At 32.0% G+C, this 20,961-nt stretch carries 21 protein-coding genes and 1 riboswitch; of the genes, 17 read left to right on the top strand and 4 right to left on the bottom strand.

Annotated features, from left to right (window positions below):
• The first annotated feature begins 207 nt into the window (after positions 1-207).
• Both G9F74_RS12615 and G9F74_RS12610 read left to right on the top strand, forming a co-directional pair.
• Positions 208-981, top strand: coding sequence for a DUF3959 family protein (locus G9F74_RS12615; RefSeq protein WP_000732194.1), 774 nt, complete (start codon positions 208-210; stop codon positions 979-981).
• Between the two features lie 143 nt (positions 982-1,124).
• On the top strand, positions 1,125-1,541 hold the full coding sequence (locus G9F74_RS12610; protein WP_016108514.1) for a DUF3995 domain-containing protein: 417 nt from the start codon (positions 1,125-1,127) through the stop codon (positions 1,539-1,541).
• A 191-nt stretch (positions 1,542-1,732) separates the two neighbouring features.
• On the opposite strand, the gene G9F74_RS12605 is transcribed toward G9F74_RS12610, so the two are convergent.
• Complete coding sequence (locus tag G9F74_RS12605; protein ID WP_000371056.1) at positions 1,733-1,924, bottom strand: hypothetical protein; 192 nt, start codon at positions 1,922-1,924, stop codon at positions 1,733-1,735.
• A 614-nt stretch (positions 1,925-2,538) separates the two neighbouring features.
• Here G9F74_RS12605 and G9F74_RS12600 point away from each other — a divergent pair.
• Positions 2,539-2,742 (top strand): hypothetical protein, encoded by a 204-nt coding sequence (locus G9F74_RS12600; protein ID WP_000878378.1) that lies wholly within the window; start codon positions 2,539-2,541, stop codon positions 2,740-2,742.
• A 368-nt stretch (positions 2,743-3,110) separates the two neighbouring features.
• On the opposite strand, the gene G9F74_RS12595 is transcribed toward G9F74_RS12600, so the two are convergent.
• Entirely contained in the window at positions 3,111-3,323 is a 213-nt protein-coding gene (locus G9F74_RS12595) for a hypothetical protein (protein ID WP_000416829.1), read from the bottom strand.
• 298 nt (positions 3,324-3,621) lie between these two features.
• Here G9F74_RS12595 and G9F74_RS12590 point away from each other — a divergent pair, with 298 nt between their 5' ends.
• From G9F74_RS12590 to G9F74_RS12565, 6 genes are all read left to right on the top strand, one after another.
• Positions 3,622-4,626, top strand: coding sequence for a DUF1835 domain-containing protein (locus tag G9F74_RS12590; RefSeq protein ID WP_016108515.1), 1,005 nt, complete (start codon positions 3,622-3,624; stop codon positions 4,624-4,626).
• Positions 4,627-4,768: 142 nt separating this feature from the next.
• On the top strand, positions 4,769-5,173 hold the full coding sequence (locus G9F74_RS12585; RefSeq protein ID WP_000282699.1) for a hypothetical protein: 405 nt from the start codon (positions 4,769-4,771) through the stop codon (positions 5,171-5,173).
• A 159-nt stretch (positions 5,174-5,332) separates the two neighbouring features.
• A complete protein-coding gene (locus G9F74_RS12580; protein ID WP_000062110.1) occupies positions 5,333-6,568 on the top strand; it encodes a cytochrome P450 family protein in 1,236 nt (411 codons plus the stop codon).
• A 268-nt stretch (positions 6,569-6,836) separates the two neighbouring features.
• Positions 6,837-8,120 (top strand): MFS transporter, encoded by a 1,284-nt coding sequence (locus G9F74_RS12575; protein ID WP_016108516.1) that lies wholly within the window; start codon positions 6,837-6,839, stop codon positions 8,118-8,120.
• A complete protein-coding gene (locus G9F74_RS12570; protein ID WP_001069238.1) occupies positions 8,110-8,739 on the top strand; it encodes a Vat family streptogramin A O-acetyltransferase in 630 nt (209 codons plus the stop codon). The genes G9F74_RS12575 and G9F74_RS12570 overlap by 11 nt, the downstream gene beginning before the upstream one ends.
• 73 nt (positions 8,740-8,812) lie before the next feature.
• Positions 8,813-8,968 (top strand): DUF1540 domain-containing protein, encoded by a 156-nt coding sequence (locus tag G9F74_RS12565; protein ID WP_000046090.1) that lies wholly within the window; start codon positions 8,813-8,815, stop codon positions 8,966-8,968.
• 102 nt (positions 8,969-9,070) lie between these two features.
• On the opposite strand, the gene G9F74_RS12560 is transcribed toward G9F74_RS12565, so the two are convergent.
• The gene (locus tag G9F74_RS12560) at positions 9,071-9,568 is read right to left on the bottom strand and encodes a PadR family transcriptional regulator (RefSeq protein WP_000289115.1); all 498 of its coding nucleotides are present in this window, start codon (positions 9,566-9,568) and stop codon (positions 9,071-9,073) included.
• 141 nt (positions 9,569-9,709) lie between these two features.
• On the opposite strand from G9F74_RS12560, the gene G9F74_RS12555 reads away from it, so the two are divergent.
• The 7 genes from G9F74_RS12555 (at position 9,710) to G9F74_RS12525 (ending at position 19,273) form a co-directional block, all read left to right on the top strand.
• Positions 9,710-10,924, top strand: a complete 1,215-nt coding sequence (locus G9F74_RS12555; RefSeq protein ID WP_016108517.1) for a cytochrome P450 — start codon at positions 9,710-9,712, stop codon at positions 10,922-10,924.
• Positions 10,925-11,037: 113 nt separating this feature from the next.
• A complete protein-coding gene (locus G9F74_RS12550) occupies positions 11,038-11,616 on the top strand; it encodes a cysteine dioxygenase family protein (protein WP_000954448.1) in 579 nt (192 codons plus the stop codon).
• Between the two features lie 177 nt (positions 11,617-11,793).
• On the top strand, positions 11,794-12,645 hold the full coding sequence (locus G9F74_RS12545; RefSeq protein WP_000766360.1) for a Cof-type HAD-IIB family hydrolase: 852 nt from the start codon (positions 11,794-11,796) through the stop codon (positions 12,643-12,645).
• Between the two features lie 455 nt (positions 12,646-13,100).
• The gene (locus G9F74_RS12540) at positions 13,101-14,888 is read left to right on the top strand and encodes an ATP-binding protein (protein WP_000994068.1); all 1,788 of its coding nucleotides are present in this window, start codon (positions 13,101-13,103) and stop codon (positions 14,886-14,888) included.
• Positions 14,889-15,107: 219 nt separating this feature from the next.
• Positions 15,108-17,234, top strand: a complete 2,127-nt coding sequence (locus tag G9F74_RS12535) for a peptidoglycan D,D-transpeptidase FtsI family protein (protein ID WP_165406228.1) — start codon at positions 15,108-15,110, stop codon at positions 17,232-17,234.
• 76 nt (positions 17,235-17,310) lie between these two features.
• Positions 17,311-17,841, top strand: coding sequence for a signal peptidase I (gene lepB / locus G9F74_RS12530; protein ID WP_000811461.1), 531 nt, complete (start codon positions 17,311-17,313; stop codon positions 17,839-17,841).
• A 253-nt stretch (positions 17,842-18,094) separates the two neighbouring features.
• Positions 18,095-19,273: a macrolide family glycosyltransferase gene (locus G9F74_RS12525; RefSeq protein WP_000932110.1), complete on the top strand. Its 1,179-nt coding sequence runs from the start codon at positions 18,095-18,097 to the stop codon at positions 19,271-19,273.
• Positions 19,274-19,322: 49 nt separating this feature from the next.
• Here the strand turns inward: G9F74_RS12525 and G9F74_RS12520 are convergent, their stop codons facing one another.
• On the bottom strand, positions 19,323-20,006 hold the full coding sequence (locus G9F74_RS12520) for an aspartate/glutamate racemase family protein (protein ID WP_000978599.1): 684 nt from the start codon (positions 20,004-20,006) through the stop codon (positions 19,323-19,325).
• 151 nt (positions 20,007-20,157) lie between these two features.
• Positions 20,158-20,273: riboswitch (SAM riboswitch) on the top strand.
• Positions 20,274-20,412: 139 nt separating this feature from the next.
• On the opposite strand from G9F74_RS12520, the gene G9F74_RS12515 reads away from it, so the two are divergent.
• Positions 20,413-20,961, top strand: a complete 549-nt coding sequence (locus G9F74_RS12515) for an ECF-type riboflavin transporter substrate-binding protein (protein ID WP_016108519.1) — start codon at positions 20,413-20,415, stop codon at positions 20,959-20,961.

Raw genomic sequence — 20,961 nt, 5'->3', positions numbered from 1 at the left:
ATAATAGTAAACAAATCCTGTTCATTATACCGATCAGGATTTGTCATTTGTTCATGTAAATATAGCTATCCTTTGTCATGTATCTTTTCTATTTTGTATTTACTTTATAAACATTCAGGATTAAGATGTTTTTTAGAAATACAAAAACTGAATCACATGGAAAATTAATTTTAAAACTTAATAGAAATTTGAAAGGAATGGGGAATTGTGAAGAAATTAGATGTATTATTAATGCTACTGAGCGGCCTCTTTCCAATTGCAGGAATGTTAAAGCAAATCCCTCTTGAACAATCTTTATATATTGGAGGACTTTTATTTTTTACTAGTTTCGGTAGTTACTTTGCAAAAAAGATATATTCACGTATATGTAGCTGGATAGCATATGCACCATTTATAACACTACTGTTAGTTATTTGGAATCAGGATATTTCAACAAGTGCTATAATAGCAAATGCCAAAATTGCCGCCTGTATCGCTTTAATACCTTGTATATTTCGCTTTCGTACATACGGGCTTACTTTAGGTTTATTCTCATTATGGGCCGCTTTATTATGGGATATAAAGGAAGTACAGTCGTTAGTCATACTTGAGCGTATGACGAGTTTAATGACAAGCAATTACGTATATCTTCTACTCTTAGCTGGAGGACTTATATTAGGTGGATTACTTGCGACGTTAATACACCGTAAAGAGAAGGATAATAATAAAGAAAATATAAATCTATTTCACCAAAAAAAGAAACGCAAAAAACTATCATTTAAGATGCCACTTCCAAGATTACCGAAATTTAAGATGAAATTATTTAAGTTTGGTGGAAAAGGTTCTAAACGTAAAACGCCAGAAAAAATACGTAAGCATAATTACGAAGAATCAGCTCCAGCTGCAACATATGAAATGTCGGAGCAAATAGATCAATATAAAGAAGAGACTGTTCAAGGACAAACGAGGATGGAACGTCGTAGAAATAGGTATAATGCATAATAAATTTCAGTAAACCTTTAATGATTTATCGTTAAATTGATAAATTATTAAAGGTTTTTTATGTAATTAAATATAGATTGCCAATGAGAAATTCATAGCATATTCTAAAGCTGAGGACTTAAATAAAATAATGGGAGGACAAAATGCTTATTATTACATATATTTCTGTCTGTATATTATTTTTAGTTAGTTTTTTACATATTTATTGGGCTTTCGGGGGTAAGTGGGCGACAAATAGTGTCATTCCAACTAAAGCTGGAGAAAAGGCGTTTACACCAGGTACAGGAATGACATTGTGCATTGCGTTATTATTAAGTATGGCAGCAATGATTTTATTACAACAAGCAAATATTGTTCATTTCGCAGTTCCAAATATTTTTGTTCAAATGGGATCCTGGGTTTGTATGGTTGTTTTTTTCATAAGAGTAATTGGTGAATTTCATTATTTTGGTATCTTTAAACGAAAAATAGGTACGCAGTTTGCTAGAATGGATACTGTTTTATATATACCACTTTGTGCATTTCTATCATTATCCTTTTTATTAACAATTATAAAGTGAACATAGAAAAGATAATCATGTAATGTATTTAGTATATAAAGATACGGATATTAAATAAGAGGTTTCTGTGCAATCAGAAACCTCTTATTTTGTGTGATTGTAAACATCGGTTATTTGGGAGCTTATTTATTTAATTAAGATAATAGAATGTTTACATTTGAAAGAAATGAATTGAGATTTAGTTATTGCTTCTATGAATGATACATTTTCTTCATTTTTTTTGTCCCTAAAATACAACTAATAATTGCGAGTAATGCATTTGAAGAAATAAAGTTTACAGTCCAATAAATTCCTGTTCCAGCGATTATATCGATAATTATAAATCTTTTAATTGCCGAACTTTTGACTACATGAAAAACAAATTGATTGTTATAGTTATCCAATGTTATCACATCCCTTATCTAATATATGACAAGGCATGCTTGTTCTAGTCTTCATGATAATATACAAAAAGAGTAATTAGCAGAAGCATATAAAGTAGTTATAAAAAAAGGATAACTATTGGAAGTTACATTCTTAAATTTAGTGAAAAAATAAAAATCATAATTTATCCTGCGTTATTGATGGAATATTATGTTTTACTTAAGAGGTTATGCGGAAAGTTTGAAGAAAAATTCTTTCATTAAAAGTACGATTCCTAGCAGAAACAAGACTTCAATTGAGAACCAAAACATACTTTTTTGAGGTTTTTTAAACTCCATAATAATTGATGAAAATAAAAAAATTGCAATCAGTATGATGATTAAGAGTCGGATTATATCAACCATTCATAACACTCCTATTATTTAATCAATACTACTATATAATCTTTTCCAAAGATATAGAATTCTAGAAACGTTTTATTATAATTTTAATAAATAGAATAAACGGTGTATATTATCTGTTTTTCTGCAAATTATTTCAAACGTGTAGTGGAAAGTGATAAATCCACGTTTAAATAAAAGGATGTAAGCGTATTCTTAGCGAATTATAGATAATTAAGAGAGGCGGTGACACTATGAAGTATGTAAAAGTCAGTATGAATGGTGGAAGTGAGCACAAATTCTCAATGACTTTAGAACGATTTGAAGAGCTTATTACTACAGAGAATGGATTATTAGAAAATAAATTAGTTTATATCGAAAATGTAATGATTAACCCTACTAATATATCTTCTGTGGTAGAAAAAATTGGTGTACCTGCTAAATTTATGGAAGTTTAAAGGGAATTAGATAAAAAACATCCATGGGGATGTTTTTTGTTTATAAATAAAGCAATTGTACAATGAAAGTATGAGCAGATTTTATTAGTAATCATGTAGGCTATTAAGAATGAATGGATATAGGAAGGTCTTTTCTAACGTGTTAGTTACTCCAATGTGTATGTATCTATTTGGCATCTAGACATTGTGCTTTTTCATGCACAATGTAATAAGTACAAGCATATAGTATGTAATAGGACAAGGTCTTCGTGTCCTACTAAATACTCAGAAAAAACCTCTAATCACATTAGAGCATCCAATAGCAGGTTGCTCTTATTTTTTATGAAAAATGTAGCTTCATAAAGGTTTCGTTTCAATTATAGTTTTCATTAACCTTTGATTTTAAACTTATCTTTAACGTTAATAAATATTATGGTTAATATAATAGCAATAATTAAATTAGACAAATAGAAATTTTGGTGAATCAGTAGTTCAAAGATGACATCGAATGTATACAATAAAGCGATAGCAGGTAATATACAAATAAATATAAATCTCCAATTTTTTAAATAATGTTTATAATTAGTAAGTACTTTCTCCATTCATATTGCTCCTATATTTTTTATTTTCTATATAATTATACATTTAAATAAAAAGATTTACAAAGTGTTTAAAAAATATTTAGCAACTAATGTAATTTTGGGAGATAGATAAGGAGGAAGCAAAAAATATTATAGATTTATAGATTGAGAGAAATATAGAGAAAGCTTTTGTTAAAAACTTAGATGGTAGCAGCAATCTGTGTAATAAACGATTTGATTTTAAAAAGGCTTTTAAACATCTAGACTAAAATGATACACTATAATCTACGTTATTTTAGAAATGAATAGAGGGATTTATATGATAGATAAAATTAAAAATGTTGTTGAGGATATGTATGAAGATGAAGCAAAACATTTACTTCAAAGTATTCTCATACAGTTAGATGTATTAGACGGGAATTATAGCGAAGATATGCTAAAAAATTTAACGAGTATCCCTAAGCAATTGACGAGTCATACAACTCAGGAAAAGAATTTAGAAGAAAGTACACACATTCATATTGCCTTTGATGATTCAACAGCCGGATGTTTAAAATATATGTTGAAACAAGAAGGGTTACACGAGGAGAATGTTGTTTCATACTCTGAATTCTTTTCTATTGGTCCCATACATCAATTACATATGAATGAAGGTCAATTAGCAAGATCACAGTGGTTATTAAATAACTTAACTTCTTATGATTGTTATTTTGAAGAAGAGTATTTACCAAGATTTAAGGAGACTTTAGAAGAGCTACATTCAATTCCGAATGAAACACCGATTACCATTTGGAAGGCGGATAATGCCCATGAGCATGTAGGGCTTTGTTTTGCAACTGCGCAATTAAAAGATAAGAAAAATATTCGTGTTATAAATACTTCTGAAGCGAGTAGAGAAATATTAAAACAAGATTATGATATTCGTGGAACTGGAGAATTATCTCCTGAAAGTTTAGCTCTTTTTCTAAAACGTTTTGTGGAATTTCCGTATTTAACTGAAGAGAAGCGAATGAAGTTTGCACATGAGTTTGATAGATTATCGCAAAGCATGGAGTTTTTAAGAGTTTGGAAAGACGATGAAGTGCATTCTGTACAAGAAGGTTACTTTGATCAATTCATTATTGAGTGTGCGAAAAATGTGGGAGCAGATAAAGAATTTTATAAAGCTCCGAGAGTAATAGGTGAAGCACTTGGTCTTGCAGATCAATTGGTTGGGGATACGTTTTTGGAATATCGCTTGAAAGAATTAATTAAGCAAGAAGTATTTGAATATGAAGGTTCATTAGATCAAATGCGTTTTTATAGTGTGAAGTTAAAAAAATAATAAATATATCCAGTGTATGAAAAAGTTCGTATTTTTAAAATGCGAACTTTTTTCAATTGAATTTAGGCTATACATAAGCTTCCTATAGTTAACGAATTACATATGAATGTTAAAGGAAATGAAAAGAAGGTGATTTGTTAATATGTATAATCAACAAAACTATCCATATGATCAAGGGATGTATTATAATCCACAAAACTACGGTTATGAATCTACAAATGAAGTGAGAGATATTGAACAAGAAGATTACAGACCAGATGATGCGGAAGATGCTCCAACGTCACCACCACCGTCACAAGCTCCGTCGTTACCGTCCACATTTGCTTCTCCTGCACAAGCAGGTAATATGAAATCATGGATGTGTAACTGTCTAGGAAGATGGGGCTATTTACGTTTACATCGATCTGGGCCTTTCGGAAGAGATTTATGGTTCTTTCCAACTGAGGTAAGAAGAAACGGGGTTTCAGGTTATACTTGGCAAGGTGGTCGCCGTCGTAAAGTAAGTTACCGATATCAACAAATTAGTAACTTTATGTGCTTCGCATAAAGAAAAGTGAGCGAGTAGAATACTTTTACTCGTTCACTTTTTTATTTTTCAATATACGAAGTAAGATTTTAATTAAAAATTTAAAATTTTCACGTTTTTATTAGAGTATAATGCATATGTTGGTTGATTTTCAAAAACAAGTGAGAGTGAGGGAATGCAATGTCAATGAAAAACAAAGTGGGCCTAAGAATAGAGGATGGCATTAATTTAGCTTCAGCTCAGTTTAAAGAAGATGCGTATGAAATTTATAAAGAATCGAGAAAAGTGCAGCCTATATTATTTGTAAATCAAATTGAAATCGGTAAAGAATGGCTCATTACAAGATATGAAGATGCTTTGCCGCTTTTAAAAGATAATCGCTTAAAAAAAGATCAGGCAAATGTGTTTCCTCAAGATACAAAGAACATGTATCTTTCCGTTGACAATAGTGATCATTTAACAACGCACATGTTAAATTCGGACCCACCTAACCATAGTCGTTTACGATCTTTAGTTCAAAAAGCTTTTACACCGAAGATGATTTCACAGTTAGACGGAAGAATTCAGAGAATAGCGGATGATTTAATAAGTGAAATAGAGCGAAAAGGTACATTAAATCTTGTGGATGATTATTCATTCCCATTACCGATTATTGTAATAAGTGAGATGCTTGGAATTCCAAAAGAGGATCAAGCGAAATTTAGAATTTGGTCTCATGCTGTCATTGCATCGCCAGAAACACCTGAAGAAATAAAAGAAACCGAAAAACAACTATCTGAGTTTATTACATATCTTCAATATATAGTTGATGTAAAACGAAAAAATCCAAAAGAAGATTTGGTTAGTGCGTTAATACTTGCAGAAAATGAAGGGCAGAAACTTAGTGCTCGAGAGCTATATTCAATGATCATGTTATTAATTGTAGCCGGACACGAGACAACAGTGAATTTAATAACAAATACGGTATTAGCACTTCTTGAAAATCCGAAGCAATTACAGTTATTAAAAGATAATCCGAAATTAATTGATTCAGCTATTGAGGAAGGATTGCGTTATTATTCTCCAGTTGAGGTGACAACTGCAAGATGGGCGGCTGAGCCGTTTCAAATTCATGACCAAACAATCCAAAAAGGAGATATGGTTATTATCGCATTAGCTTCCGCAAACCGTGATGAAACAGTATTTGAAAACCCAGAAGTATTTGATATTATGCGTGAGAATAACCGTCACATTGCTTTCGGACATGGTAGTCATTTCTGTTTAGGAGCTCCACTTGCTAGGTTAGAAGCAAAGATTGCTATTACTACTCTGTTTAAAAGAATGCCTGAACTACAAATAAAGGGCGATCGTGAAGATATTAAATGGCAAGGAAATTATTTAATGCGTTCTTTAGAGGAATTGCCTTTGACTTTCTAGAATAGTTAAAATGAGACATGCATACATTGAAAATGTTTTACATAGAGTATGTATGTGTAATTTAAATTCGAAACGGAAGGGTGAAACTATCCCAATGATCAACTAATTCTATTTTTAAGAGATCTTCGTTAAAAAACGAAATATTCTTCTGAATAGGATTAGTATGTACATATATAGAAAAGGGATGTGTTTCGCACTGCGAAAAATATAGTCTTTTCATATGATTTGTGCTGCCTCCTGTTCAGAACATGAAATAGGAGGCTTTTTTATGTCGACGACTATAGAACCGAAACAAAATCATGGGGTATCACAAGTATTGAAAAATCGATTTGTACAGGGAATTCTTGCATCAGCATTATTTTTACAAATAGGAATATGGGTTCGAAACTTTGCGGTATTATTGTATGTTATGGAAATGACGAAAGGTGATGCTTTCGCTATATCAATGATTTCAGTTGCTGAATTCGCCCCGATTTTTATATTCTCATTCATTGGTGGAACTTTTGCTGATAGGTGGAAGCCGAAGAGGACAATGATATGGTGTGAAACGTTAAGTTCTATTTCAGTATTCGCTGTATTAATTACACTTATGTTTGGAACGTGGAAAATTGTGTTTTTTGTGACGCTAATCTCTGCAATCCTTTCGCAGTTTTCTCAACCATCTGGAATGAAGTTGTTTAAACAACACTTATCGACGGAACAAATTCAATTAGCAATGTCGATATATCAAACGATTTTTGCGATATTTATGGTGTTAGGACCAATTCTCGGAACATTTATTTTTCATAGTTTTGGAATTTATACTTCAATCATTATAACAGGTATCGCGTTTTTACTTGCTGCAGGTGTATTGTTATTTCTTCCGAAAGATCTTGAAAACGAAGCAGAAAAGAAAGACATCACGCTGTTGCAGGAAATGAAGGATGGTATTAAATACGTCAAAAAGAAAAAAGCATTAACTTTACTTGGATTATGTTTTATGGCAGCAGGACTAGGAATAGGCTTAATTCAGCCACTAGGCATATTTATTGTAACTGAGCAGTTAGGGTTATCAAAAGAGAGTTTACAATGGTTACTAACAGTAAATGGCGCAGGGATGATTGTTGGCGGAGCTTTAGCGATGGTATTCGCGAAAAACGTTGCGCCGCAAAAAATGTTAATCGTAGGTATGCTTGGTCAGGCTATTGGAATTGGTATAATTGGTTACTCCACAAATTTATGGGTGACACTTACGGCACAACTTTTTAGTGGGTTAGCTCTACCATGTATTCAAATAGGTATTAATACACTTATTATACAAAATAGCGATACGGATTTTATTGGTAGAGTAAATGGCATTTTAAGTCCACTGTTCACCGGTTCAATGGTAGTAACGATGAGTATTGCTGGTTCATTAAAGGAGATGTTTTCGTTAAGTATGATGTACGAGGGGACGGCTCTACTATTTGTTATTGGATTATTGTTTATTTTACCTATATACAATTTAAAGCCAGTAATAGCAGTAGAAAGTGAAATGAATGGTAAAGGAAGTGCTGTGCAACATGAATCCTAATCCAAACGTTAAATACCCAATTGAAGGAAATCAAAACGTTCATTTTATAAAAAATACAATAACGAAATCTAATATACTTGTTGGTGACTATTCTTATTATGATGCGAAACATGGGGAAACATTAGAAGATCGAGTATTATATCATTATGAATTTATCGGAGATCGTCTCTTCATTGGCAAGTTTTGCTGTATTGCATCTGGAGTTACCTTTATTATGAACGGAGCGAATCATCGAATGGATGGATTTTCAGCTTATCCGTTTAATATTTTTGGGAATGGATGGGAGAAGTTTACACCAGATTTGTCTGATTTACCGTATAAAGGAGATACAGTTATAGGAAATGACGTTTGGATTGGTATGGATACAACGATTATGCCCGGAATTAAAATAGGAGATGGTGCAATCATTGCAGCGAAATCTGTTGTGACTAAAGATGTCGCACCATATACAATTGTTGGTGGAAACCCTGCAAATAAAATAAAAGAGAGATTTTCAAATGAAATAATAGAAGAATTATTGCAAATTCAATGGTGGCATTTTGACATTGAAAAGATAACTGAAAATATCGATGCTATTGTACGAGGGCATATAGAAACATTAAGAAAGCTAAAAAGGTAATAAAAAATAGATGACAAAGAGTATCATACCTCCGAATTTTGTTAATGATAATAGAACAAGGAGGTGTGATACTATGGCACAAGACGTTTTATGTGAAGTAAACAATTGTAAATTTTGGGCTAACGGTAATAAATGTAGTGCAGATGCAATTTATGTAGTTAGTCATAAAGGGAAACAAGCATCTACAACGGAAGAAACAGATTGCAAAACTTTCGATCCAGAATTGTAAATTTTTGAAGGGTAGCCAAATCGTGGTTGCCCTTTTATTAATACTAGTATTGATAATAAATCTCATTTTCATTCATTATTTTTAACTTTTTCTGTTATTTTTTTATATTTTCTTCATAAGTGATGTAATCCAACGTAGTTCATGCTCAATACGTGATTTAGTAAATTCAACAACTTCTGTAATAAAAGGTGAGACAACGTCAAGGGATTGGATGGCTGTAAGTTGTTTTTGAAGAACGTTTTGGCGCGTAGTTAAAATTTCTATTCTAGCCTCGTAATCAAGTTTGTCGAAAAGCGCGATACGTACAAGGACCTCAGTGTTGTTTGTCGCAATCTTTTCGGGGAATTCTCTTAACATTTCATAAAAAATTTCTTCTCCTGTTTCTGTTATATTGTACATATTTCGGTTTGGTTTTCCGACTTGTTTCTGTACATTTTTCATTATGGCTCCCATGTTTTCAAAACGCCGAAGAGTAGGGTAAAGCATGTTATGATTTAATTCAAAATTATTGCCTAACCGATTTTGAATATTTTTCTTTATTTCATAGCCATGTTTTGGCCCTGTTGTTAATTCTGCAAGTAATAAAATATCAACATACATAAAAAAGCCTCCTCATATATTTCTCAAGTTTTCATTTGAAAAGTTTTGCTATGTATATGTTAAACTAACATATGTTAGTTTATACAACTTTGAATTACCTACCTATCACTTTTATTGTAAAAGAAAAGGGAGGAAAGAACTATGGATTCACCTGAAAATGTTATTTTAGTTCATGAAATTTCAAAGCTAAAAACAAAAGAAGAGCTGTGGAACCCGTATGGATGGTATCAATTTATGAGGGATAATCACCAAGTACATTATGATGAAGAGCAAGATGTTTGGAATGTTTTTTTATATGAGGACGTGAATCGTGTTTTATCAGACTATCGCTTATTTTCAAGTAGAAGGGAGCGGAGACAATTCGCAATCCCTCCTTTAGAAACTAGAATAAATATAAACTCTACAGATCCGCCAGAACACCGTAACGTACGTTCAATTGTTTCTAAAGCATTTACTCCAAGAAGTTTAGAACAGTGGAAACCTCGTATACAAGCTATTGCAGACGAACTTGTAAAAAATATAAAAAAGTATGATGAAGTTAATATTGTTAATCAATTTGCTGCACCTTTACCTGTTACCGTTATATCAGACCTATTGGGAGTACCTACTACAGACCGTAAACAAATTAAAGAATGGTCTGATATTTTATTTATGCCGTATAGTAAAGAAAAGTTTAATGATCTGGATGCCGAGAAAGGGATCGCATTAAATGAATTTAAAGCATATCTTTTACCGATCGTTCAAGAAAAAAGATATCATTTAACCGATGATATTATTTCAGATTTAATACGAGCTGAATATGAAGGTGAAAGATTAACCGATGAAGAAATTGTAACTTTTTCATTAGGTTTATTAGCAGCTGGTAATGAAACGACTACAAATTTAATTATTAATAGTTTTTATTGCTTTTTAGTGGATTCACCTGGAATTTATCAAGAATTAAGAGAAGAACCTAAATTAGTTGCAAAAGCGATTGAGGAAGTATTACGCTATCGCTTTCCTGTTACATTAGCTCGGAGGATTACAGAGGATACAAACATATTTGGTCCTTTAATGAAAAAGGATCAAATGATTGTTGCATGGGTTAGTGCAGCAAATTTAGATGAGAACAAATTCTCACATGCTTCTAAGTATAATTTACACCGCATAGGAAATGAAAAACATTTAACCTTTGGTAAAGGTCCGCACTTTTGCTTAGGGGCACCGCTTGCACGTTTAGAAGCGGAGATTGCATTAAGTACCTTTATAAATGCTTTCGAAAAAATAGAGATATCTCCATCTTTTAATTTAGAAAGATGTATATTGAAAAATGAGCAAACTTTAAAATATTTACCTATTCGCTTAAAAACTCAATAAAACGTTCAACAAGGTACATTGTATTGTACCTTGTTTTTTTATTTCTCAATTGTAAAATTTTGGTGTGTTTTATAGTATGGAGGTGTGTGAAAAAAGCGTAGAGGAGGATGCTTATGTTAACGTGCAATGGGAGTAAAACGTTTCAAACATTTATTAAAGCTGTAACTGATTTAATAAATGGTGATTTATTAGAAGAAGAAATCGTGTGTAAAATTGAAACATTACTAGAAGAACTTTTAGAAAAGAAAACATGGCTTCCGTTAGATAAACAGAAGTCAAATTCGGCTCAATATGCACGACACTTACTGTATGAAGATCCATTAAAACGTTTTGAAGTATTAGCTCTCGTATGGAAAGATGGACAATCTACACCATTACATGATCATGATGGTACATGGGGAGTAGAAGGCGTTTTTTCAGGAAGGATAATGGTGCAGAACTTTGTTCAAACGAAGCAGCTTGGAAATTCACTTTCTTATTTAACACATACAGGAAATCTTTATTTGGGAGAAGGCGAAACAGATAAAGTAATTCCACCAGCTGATTGTCATATTCTAGAAATATCCGAAAATGAAAGCGTAATCACTATTCATATATACGGAAAGCGTTTAGAAAAGTTTAAAGTATATATCCCAACAGAAGAAAAAAATGTATATATGTGTGAGACAAAATATATTAGTTATAATTCATAGCATAAAATCCAAAGCTTTTCTATAAAAAGAACAGCTTTGGATTTTATTTTTAATTATTTCTTGACCTGAAACGCTTTTCATAAATTATAAATAAGGAGTACTTCACGAGATTCGTATGAAAACGATACCTTTTATTTAATAAAAACTCGTGTATTTATAGAAAGTGGTGAAGAAATAATGAAATTAATCGCAATTGATCTAGATGGAACTCTTCTTTCAGGGAATAAAATGATTAGTAAAGAGAATGCAGAAGCAATTCGAAAATGTCAAGAAGCTGGCCATGTTGTAGCAATTTGTACAGGACGTTCTATTGTGGATATTGAACGACTATTGTTAGAAGTTGGTTTGGAGTGTCCGATTATCGCAGAAAATGGTGCGCTTATATATAAAGATAAAAAAATGATGAAGAGATATCCAATTCAAAATATGCAGGCACTTGAGATTGTAGAATATCTTGAAGAGAATGGCTTGTATTATCAGCTCTATACTAATAAAGGTGTGTATGTACCCGATTATGGAGTAGAGAGTGTACGTAATGAAATCGAGTATGTGAAGAATGCAAAAGGAAATTTCGATTTGAAAGAGTTAGAAACGATTGCTGCATTATACCTTGAGCATACAGCATTTCATAGCACAGAAAGTTGTAAACCAATTGTAGAAATGGATATACATGTGCATAAACTTTTACCGTTTTCTTATGACATAGAGAAATTAAAAAAATTAAAAGAAACGTTTCTGCATAATACGGATTTAGCTATTACATCTTCCTATTGGCATAATTTAGAGATTAATCATCGAGATGCTCAAAAAGGAAATGGATTATATACTTTAGCAGAACATCTTAATATTCCAGTTGAAAACACTGTAGCAATAGGCGATGGCTTAAACGATGTTTCTATGATGGAGAAAGCAAATATATCAATTGCAATGGGAAATGCAGTTGAAGAAATAAAAGCGATGTGTAAATACGAAACGTTAACAAATGAAGAACATGGTGTCGCACATGCTTTATATAAATATGTAATGTAATAAAAAGAAAAAAAGAATCCAAAAAGATTCTTTTTTTCTTTTTATTAGGGGTAAGGTATTCTATGAGATTCATAGAAGCCTTATTACACCTCATTATATAGAATATATTGGAATAAATGTTTATATTTTTCATGAAAGTTGTGAATTTTTTGTGAATTTTATGATTATTATATTTTTATCCCGCATTAACGGGCAGTAAGACCCCTCACCTCAAAATTCAGCGGAAGCAAAGAAGTTAGGTGGGGGATGAACAAAACCCCCACTGATTAAAGTTTCACTTTATACTTCTACTAGCAGCGCATAACATTCCCATATTATTTTCTGTTTTTAATTGAAAAATAGAATTTGTTTGAATAATTATTCTACAGCTATATACCTAGGAGCACTTTCTTCGTATAATGAAGAAGTATGAATTTTGGATTTGTATAAATTTTACATATTGAGGTGAAAAAGGAATGAATGCGCGGCTAATGGAACTTATTGATGTGAGTACAATAGAAACCATGGCAGAACAATTTTATAAATTAACCAACATATCACATCAACTTCTTGATGCTGAAAACGAATGTATATTTTCATTTGGAATTAATGAAATGAAAGTATGTAAACTTCCAAAAATTGAAATCCCCCTTTTCTTATACAATCAATATTTAGGATCTTTTGTTGTATGGTCCAAACGAAGCGAAATTTTCAATTGCCAAAAATATTTTGAAATGCTTTCTAACCTTATTATAACTGGGGTGAAAAAAGAAGTTCAAAGTAAAAATATATCGTTACTTTCTCGAAAAGAGGAAGAACTACATACGATCTTACAAAACATGCCTGTTATGGTTGATGCGCTTGACTATAATGGAGATTTTGTTTTGTGGAATCGAGAATGCGAGATTGTAACAGGTTATACTGCTGAAGAAATAATTGGGAATCCAAACGCTCTTCAATTACTGTATCCTGACCATAATTATCGCCATCAAATACAAAATAAATTTTTGACTCGTGGAAAAAATTTTAGAGATTGGGAAATGAGTTTAACATGTAAAAATGGAGAAATTAAAACGATAATGTGGTCCAATATATCAGAGCAATTTCCTGTAACAGGATTTAGTTACTGGGCTGTTGGGGTAGATATTACACATTTAAAAGCAATAGAAGAGCAATTAAAACAACAAACCTCTGAATTAGAATTAATTTTCAAAGCTTTACCAGATTTATGTTTTTTAACAAAAGATGATGGGACAATTATAGATTATAAAGCAGGATCCCCTACAAAATTTTACGTGCCCGCAGAAGCTTTTATGGGAAAAAAGTTTTACGAAATATTACCGTCTCCAGTAGCACAGCAATTTCAAGAAGCAATTCGCCAATTGAAAGATGAAGGAAAGAATGTAATTGTAGAATATCCTCTAACAATTAATGGAAGTATTGATTTCTTTGAAGCTAGATGTTTACCATTATTACAAGATAAAATTATGATCATTGTCCGCGATATTACAGAGCGGAAAAAGGCAGAAGAATTGCTAAATAAATCAGATACACTTGCGGCAATTGGTCAATTAGCAGCCGGTGTAGCTCATGAAGTGAGAAACCCATTAACTGTAATTAAAGGATTTATACAGTTATTCCAAATTAATAAAGAGGATCAAGAGAAATATTTTGACCTTATGCTTTCCGAAATAGAAAGAATAGAAGCAATTCTCCAAGAGTTTTTGTCGATTGCTAAAACTGATGAAATAAATACAGAAAAGAAAAATATTTATCAAATTTTTAAAAATGTCGTATCACTAATTAATACAAAAGCAATCATGACAAATATTCAAGTTGAACTATTTACAGATTCCGAAGAGATAATCATTGAATGCTCAGAAAATCAATTGAAACAAGTTTTTATTAATATTTTGCAAAATTCAATTGAAGCAATGCTAAATGGTGGAAAAATTTCAATTCATATAAAAGAAATACATAAAAATGGTGTCATTATTAATGTAATAGATGAAGGAATAGGAATACCTGAAGAAAGAATTAAAAGATTAGGTGAACCTTTTTATAGTACGAAAGAAAAAGGTACCGGTATTGGATTGATGTTAAGTTATAAAATTATTGAAAGTCATCAAGGAACAATAAGTATAATGAGTGAGGTTGGTGTCGGGACAACTGTAACGATTTACTTGCCAAAAATGCAGAGTAAACAATCTCTATCAAATTGTGATGATAGATGTATTTCAATACGTTCTAATATTAAATCTTAAAATACTTAATACCCAATAACAAAGCTAAGCTTTTGTTATTGGGTATTTTTATATTTAATTTAGTAAACTTTACCTTTTCTTTATGTTTGTTTTAATTTCTATTAAGTTTTGAACGTTATATTTATATGCGTACAAAGTAATGTGTGGAAATTGTACATTACTTTTAATATAGAAAGCGTAAAAGTATTAAAAATGTTGTAAGGAGGAGATTATGACGAGGTGAAAAAGAAAGAGAAAAAGAGTGGTAGAGCAATACCGATGCGCTTAAATATTTTATTCTTTTGTGTATTTTTATTATTTTCTGCCATGATTATACAGTTAGGTAAAGTACAAATTGTCGATGGAGAGACATATAAAAATGAAGTAGAGAAGAGAGAAAATGCAACTGTAAGTCTTTCCGTCCCGCGTGGGAAAATATTTGATCGAGAAGGGAATCCAGTTGTTGATAATAAGTCTTTACGCACGATTACGTATACAAAGGTGAAAGGTGTAAAATCAGAAGATATACTAAAAACTGCAAGACAACTTGAGGAAATAATTGAAATGCCGCAAGAAGATATAGACAAGTTAACTGAGACGGATAAGAAAGATTTTTGGATGCAATTAAATCCAAAACTCGCACAAAATTTAATATCAAAAAAAGAAATAGACAAGTTTAGGGAAAAAGATATTACGGGTAAAGACCTAGATAAGAAAATAGAAGATTTAAGAAGAAAGCGTGTCACAGATAAAAATCTTCAAGAGTTAACAGCTCAAGATATAAAAGTGTTAGCTATTAAAAGTAAAATGACTGCAGGTTACCAAATGGCTCCTCAAATTATTAAAAAAGATGTGAGTGAAAAGGAATATGCAAAAGTTAGTGAAAATTTAGGAAATCTTTCAGGGGTAGACGCATCGGTTGATTGGGAGAGACACTATGTAAATGATGGCTTATTTCGTTCAGTCCTTGGAAACGTTTCGAATGCTGATGAAGGATTGCCACGTGAACGATTAGATTATTATTTAGTGCGTGATTATAGCCGAAATGACAGGATAGGGAAAAGTTACATTGAGCAGCAATACGAGGATGTGCTTCACGGCTCGAAAAAAGAAGTGAGAAGTGTAGCTGATAAGCAAGGAAATACAATGAGAATGGAAACAGTTTCTGAGGGGAAAAGTGGGAAAAATTTAACGTTAACAATTGATATGGAATTACAGAAAAAAGTTGAAGAGAGCATAGAAAAAATATTAAAGGCATATAAAGGTTCAGAATCAATGTTAGACCGTGCTTTCGTTGTAATGATGAATCCGAAAAACGGCCAAGTATTATCAATGGCTGGGAAAAAGCTTATAGAAAAAGACGGAAAAACGGAAGTAGAAGATTATGCTTTAGGTACGATGACAAGTTCATATGAGCTTGGATCAACTGTTAAAGGTGCAACAGTATTAACAGGATTTGAAACGAAAGCTATAACACCAGGTACATATTTTTATGATGCACCAATGAAGTTTAAAGGAACTAAGGAAAAAAAGTCTTGGAAAGAGTTCGGAAATATTGATGATCTAAGGGCGTTACAAGTTTCTTCAAACGTTTATATGTTTAATACAGCATTGAAAATTGCAGGTGTAGATTATGTGAAAAATAGTTCGTTAAATATTAAACAGGAATATTTTGATAAAATGAGATATTATTTCAGGCAATTTGGATTAGGTGTTCCAACTGGTATTGATTTACCGAACGAAACAGCTGGACAAATTGGTAAAAAAGATAATCAACCTGGTTTCTTACTAGACTACTCGATTGGACAGTATGATACGTATACACCACTTCAGCTTGTACAGTATATTTCGACTATCGCAAACGGCGGTTATCGAATGAAACCACAAATTGTTCAAGAGATTAGAGAACAAACCGCTCAAAAGGATGAAATCGGTAAAGTGATGCATGCAATAGAACCTGTTGTTTTAAATAGAATTGATATGAAAGAAGAATATATCAATCAAGTAAAAGAAGGGTTTAGAAGAGTATTCCAAGAAGGGGATGGAACGGGAGTAAGGGCGTTCCAAAAAGCACCGTATAAACCAGCTGGCAAAACAGGAACTGCACAGACTGTATACGGTGGAGAAAGTGATATTGGGAGAAATGAGAAAGGCGATCGTAGAGAATGCTATAATTTAACATTAGCAGGATATGCGCCATATGATGATCCAGAAGTAGCATTTTCCGTTGTAGTACCATGGGTTATACATGATAAGTCTGGTATTAACTCTGATATTGGGAAAGAAGTTTTAGATGCTTATTTTGATTTGAAAAATAAGCGATTAACTGGCGAAGCACCAAAAACTTATGATTCTAAAGAGAATTAATATATACGAAACGTCTCTAGCATTTATATGAACTAGAGGCGTTTTTACATACGAATAGGTTAGAAATGAGGTATATATGAAGCAATTAATTCTAAAAGATTGGAGAAAAATATGCAGCTATATTTTAATTATAATAGGCATTCTTTTTATTAATAAGTCATTTTTATTTTGTATGGTAGAAGGAATTTCAATGCAACCTACTTTGAATGAAAATAATCGAATACTAGTTAATAAGGCTAGTATCTATTTTTCTTCTTTTCATCATGGTGATGTTGTAATAATAAAAAAAGAAGACGAGCCTACATACTACGTGAAACGAATTATTGGATTACCAGGGGATAACGTACAAGTAAGAAACGATGTGGTATATATTAACGGCAAAAAGCGAGATGAGTTGTATATACAGTTAGATATGTCACAAGTATCAAATCGTTTTTCAAACTTTAGAGAAATGAAAGTTCCCACGCATAAATTATTTGTGTTAGGTGATAATCGAAATCATAGTAAAGATAGTAGGAATACGCTTGGACTAATTGATGAGTCAAATATAATAGGTAAAGTAAAAATGGTATATTATCCATTTGATCAAATAAAATGGTTAAAATAATTCTATTAACTATTCACGTTTTATAAAATAATTCATATATTGATAGCATAGGACAAGCAGAAAAGCTTATCCTAACCTCACAGAACACTCCTTATCACAGTTAGGCATCTACTTATGTAGATGCCTTTTCCGATGAATAATAATTATTTATCAACCTAAAGTAGTAAGCGAATTGGGACTATTAGGGGAAGATTGCTTGTAATAATTACAGTACGATTAATAAGAACATTGAATTGTAAGGAGTGAGAAATACGTGTTGAATATTTTAATAGTTAATTTTCCTGCAGAGGGACATGTAAATCCTACATTAAGTTTAGTAAAGGCTTTTACTGAAAGAGGAGATAAGGTACACTATATTACAACGGAAAACTTTAAGGAAAGGCTTGAAGTTTTGGGAGCTATTGTACATACTCATCCGGATTTATTAAAGGAGATTTCTATTGATAATGAAACTTCCTATGGATTAACAACTTTCTTTCATGTACATGTTCAAACTTCTTTATATATATTAGAAATTACGAAAGAATTATGTAAAAGCATAAATTTTGATTTCGTAGTTTATGATATATTTGGTGCCGGAGAGTTAGTAAAGGAATATTTACAAGTTCCAGGCATAGTTTCCTCTCCTATATTTTTAATTCCACCAGAAGTATTGGAAACCTTGCCTTTTCATCCAAATGCAGAAAAACAATTCCAACCCGATGAACTCTCTGAAAAGTTACTGTATCAAATGGAACATGAATTTGGAGTAAAGCCCAAAAATCATCTTCAATTTATGCAAAATAAGGGAGACATTAGTCTCGTGTATACAAGTCGTTATTTTCAACCTAATAGCGATTCGTTCGGAGAAAAGAATGTTTTTATTGGGCCGAGTATGATAAAGCGCAAAACAAATATAAAGTTTCCACTTGAATTGCTTTCAAAAAAGAAAGTTATTTATATTTCAATGGGAACACTTCTTGAAGGGCTCGAACCATTCTTTAATACTTGTATTGATGCTTTTTCAAATTTCGAAGGGATTGTAGTAATGGCGATCGGTGATAGAAATGATATTTCAAAAATTAAGCAAGCTCCAGACAATTTTATTATATCCCCTTACGTACCTCAATCAGAAATATTAAGTGAAGCAAATGTTTTTATTACACATGGTGGAATGAATAGTGTACACGATGCAATTCATTACAATGTCCCATTTGTGATAATACCGCATGATAAAGATCAACCAATGATAGCGCAAAGATTAACTGAACTTGAGGCAGCACATAGATTATTGAAAGAGCATGTTAATGTGCAAACTTTAAAAGAGGCGGTAACAGACGTTCTTTCAAATGAAAAGTATAAACATGGCATTCGAAAACTGAATGAAAGTTTTTTAGGGTGTGGTGGTTCCAAAAGAGCCATTGCAGTTATTGATGCTCTTTTAAATAAATAGTTCGGACAATATACAAGCATAGAGGCTCTACCTTTATGCTTGTATATTATTATCCAGCAAATTGTACAGCAGTATTTGCATGTAAAAAAGCAGTATCAAAAACAGGAACAGTAAGGTCATTTTGGGAAATAAGTAATGGTATTTCAGTACAGCCTAGTAATATACCTTCCGCACCGTTTTGAATTAATGAATTGGTAATTTGTATTAGTTTCTCTCTTGAAGTTTCTGAAATAATGCCTCTACTTAATTCGTTTAATATGACGTGATGGATAAAAGTTCTTTCTTCGTCATTTGGGATAATTGTCTCAATGTTATATTTTGCTAGTCGTGATGTATAAAAATCTTGTTCCATCGTTTGTTTCGTTCCTAATAGTCCGATACGTTTTATATTCTGTTCTACCATTTCTTTAGCACTTACATCACCGATATGAAGAAGTGGAATTGATATTGCTTGTTCTACTTCCTCAGCAAATAAATGGACTGTATTTGAACACATTAATAAACATTCCGCCCCGGACTTTTCAACCTTTTTAGCAACTGTGACTAATTCGTTTTTTACTTCTTCATATTGATGGTTTTGTAATAAAGTAGTTACTTCTCCAAAATCCATACTATATAAAACGAGCTTCGCATTTTGATCGTATTGAGAGAGTGTTAGCGTATTAATATGTTTATAGTATAGTGATGTAGATTCCCAGCTTAACCCACCAATTAAACCAATTACTTTCATCATACATTCCCCCTTGTAACAATTTCGAATCCATTATTTCATAATTCCGATAAGAATACAATGATTTAAAAACACTATTTAATAAAAAATAAAAATAATTAGAAAAGTGTTGAAATTTATCTTTCTTAGTGCCATAATACGAATTACAAATTAATACTTATCCAGAGAGGTGGAGGGAACGGCCCTAAGAAACCTCAGCAACCCCTATGTGCATTCATAGGAAGGTGCTAATTCCGCAGAGGACACGATGTGTTTTTTGAAAGATAAGAGGATTCTTGCACGTGAAAGAAAATGACCTCTTATGTAAGAGGTCATTTTTTGTTGTATAGAAAGGGAGTTTCGATGCATAATTCATTATTAAAATAAATATAGAGTAATGAAAGCTGACTAATTTGAGAGGAGAATTGAAATGAACAAATTATCAACAAAGTTAGTAGTAGCAATCGGAATCGGAGCAGCTTTATATGGGATATTAGGACTTTGGGGATTTACTATTGCACCAAATACATTTATTAAACCTGGATTAGCTATATTAACCATTTTTGGAGCGTTATTTGGTCCAGTAGCAGGACTGTTAATAGGACTTATCGGTCATACCGTAACAGATACGATCTCTGGTGGGGGGATTTGGTGGGGCTGGGTTCTGAGCTCAGGAATTATTGGTTTTGCGATGGGGCTCATTCAAAAAAGAAGTGGGTTTAATGTGAAAAATGGGTCGTTTAGTAAGGGAGATATTTCTTATTTAGCAATTACTGGTTTAGTAGGTATTGTCATTGCTATTATATTTGCTGGGGTATTCGATATTATCGTGATGGGAGAACCGTTTGACAAAATTGTTATACAAGTATTAGGGGCAACCATTGCTGATGTTATTGTTTTCTTAGTTCTTGGATTACCGATTACAATTGGCCTAGCAAAATCGAATAAAAAACATACACATTTAAAAATTGAAAAGTAG

Origin of the sequence: Bacillus sp. EKM202B, assembly GCF_011066025.1 — a bacterium.
GTDB classification, from domain to species: domain Bacteria; phylum Bacillota; class Bacilli; order Bacillales; family Bacillaceae_G; genus Bacillus_A; species Bacillus_A toyonensis.
The sequence above is the reverse complement of the archived record's forward strand: the minus strand, read 5'-3'. Positions and strand labels throughout refer to the sequence as shown.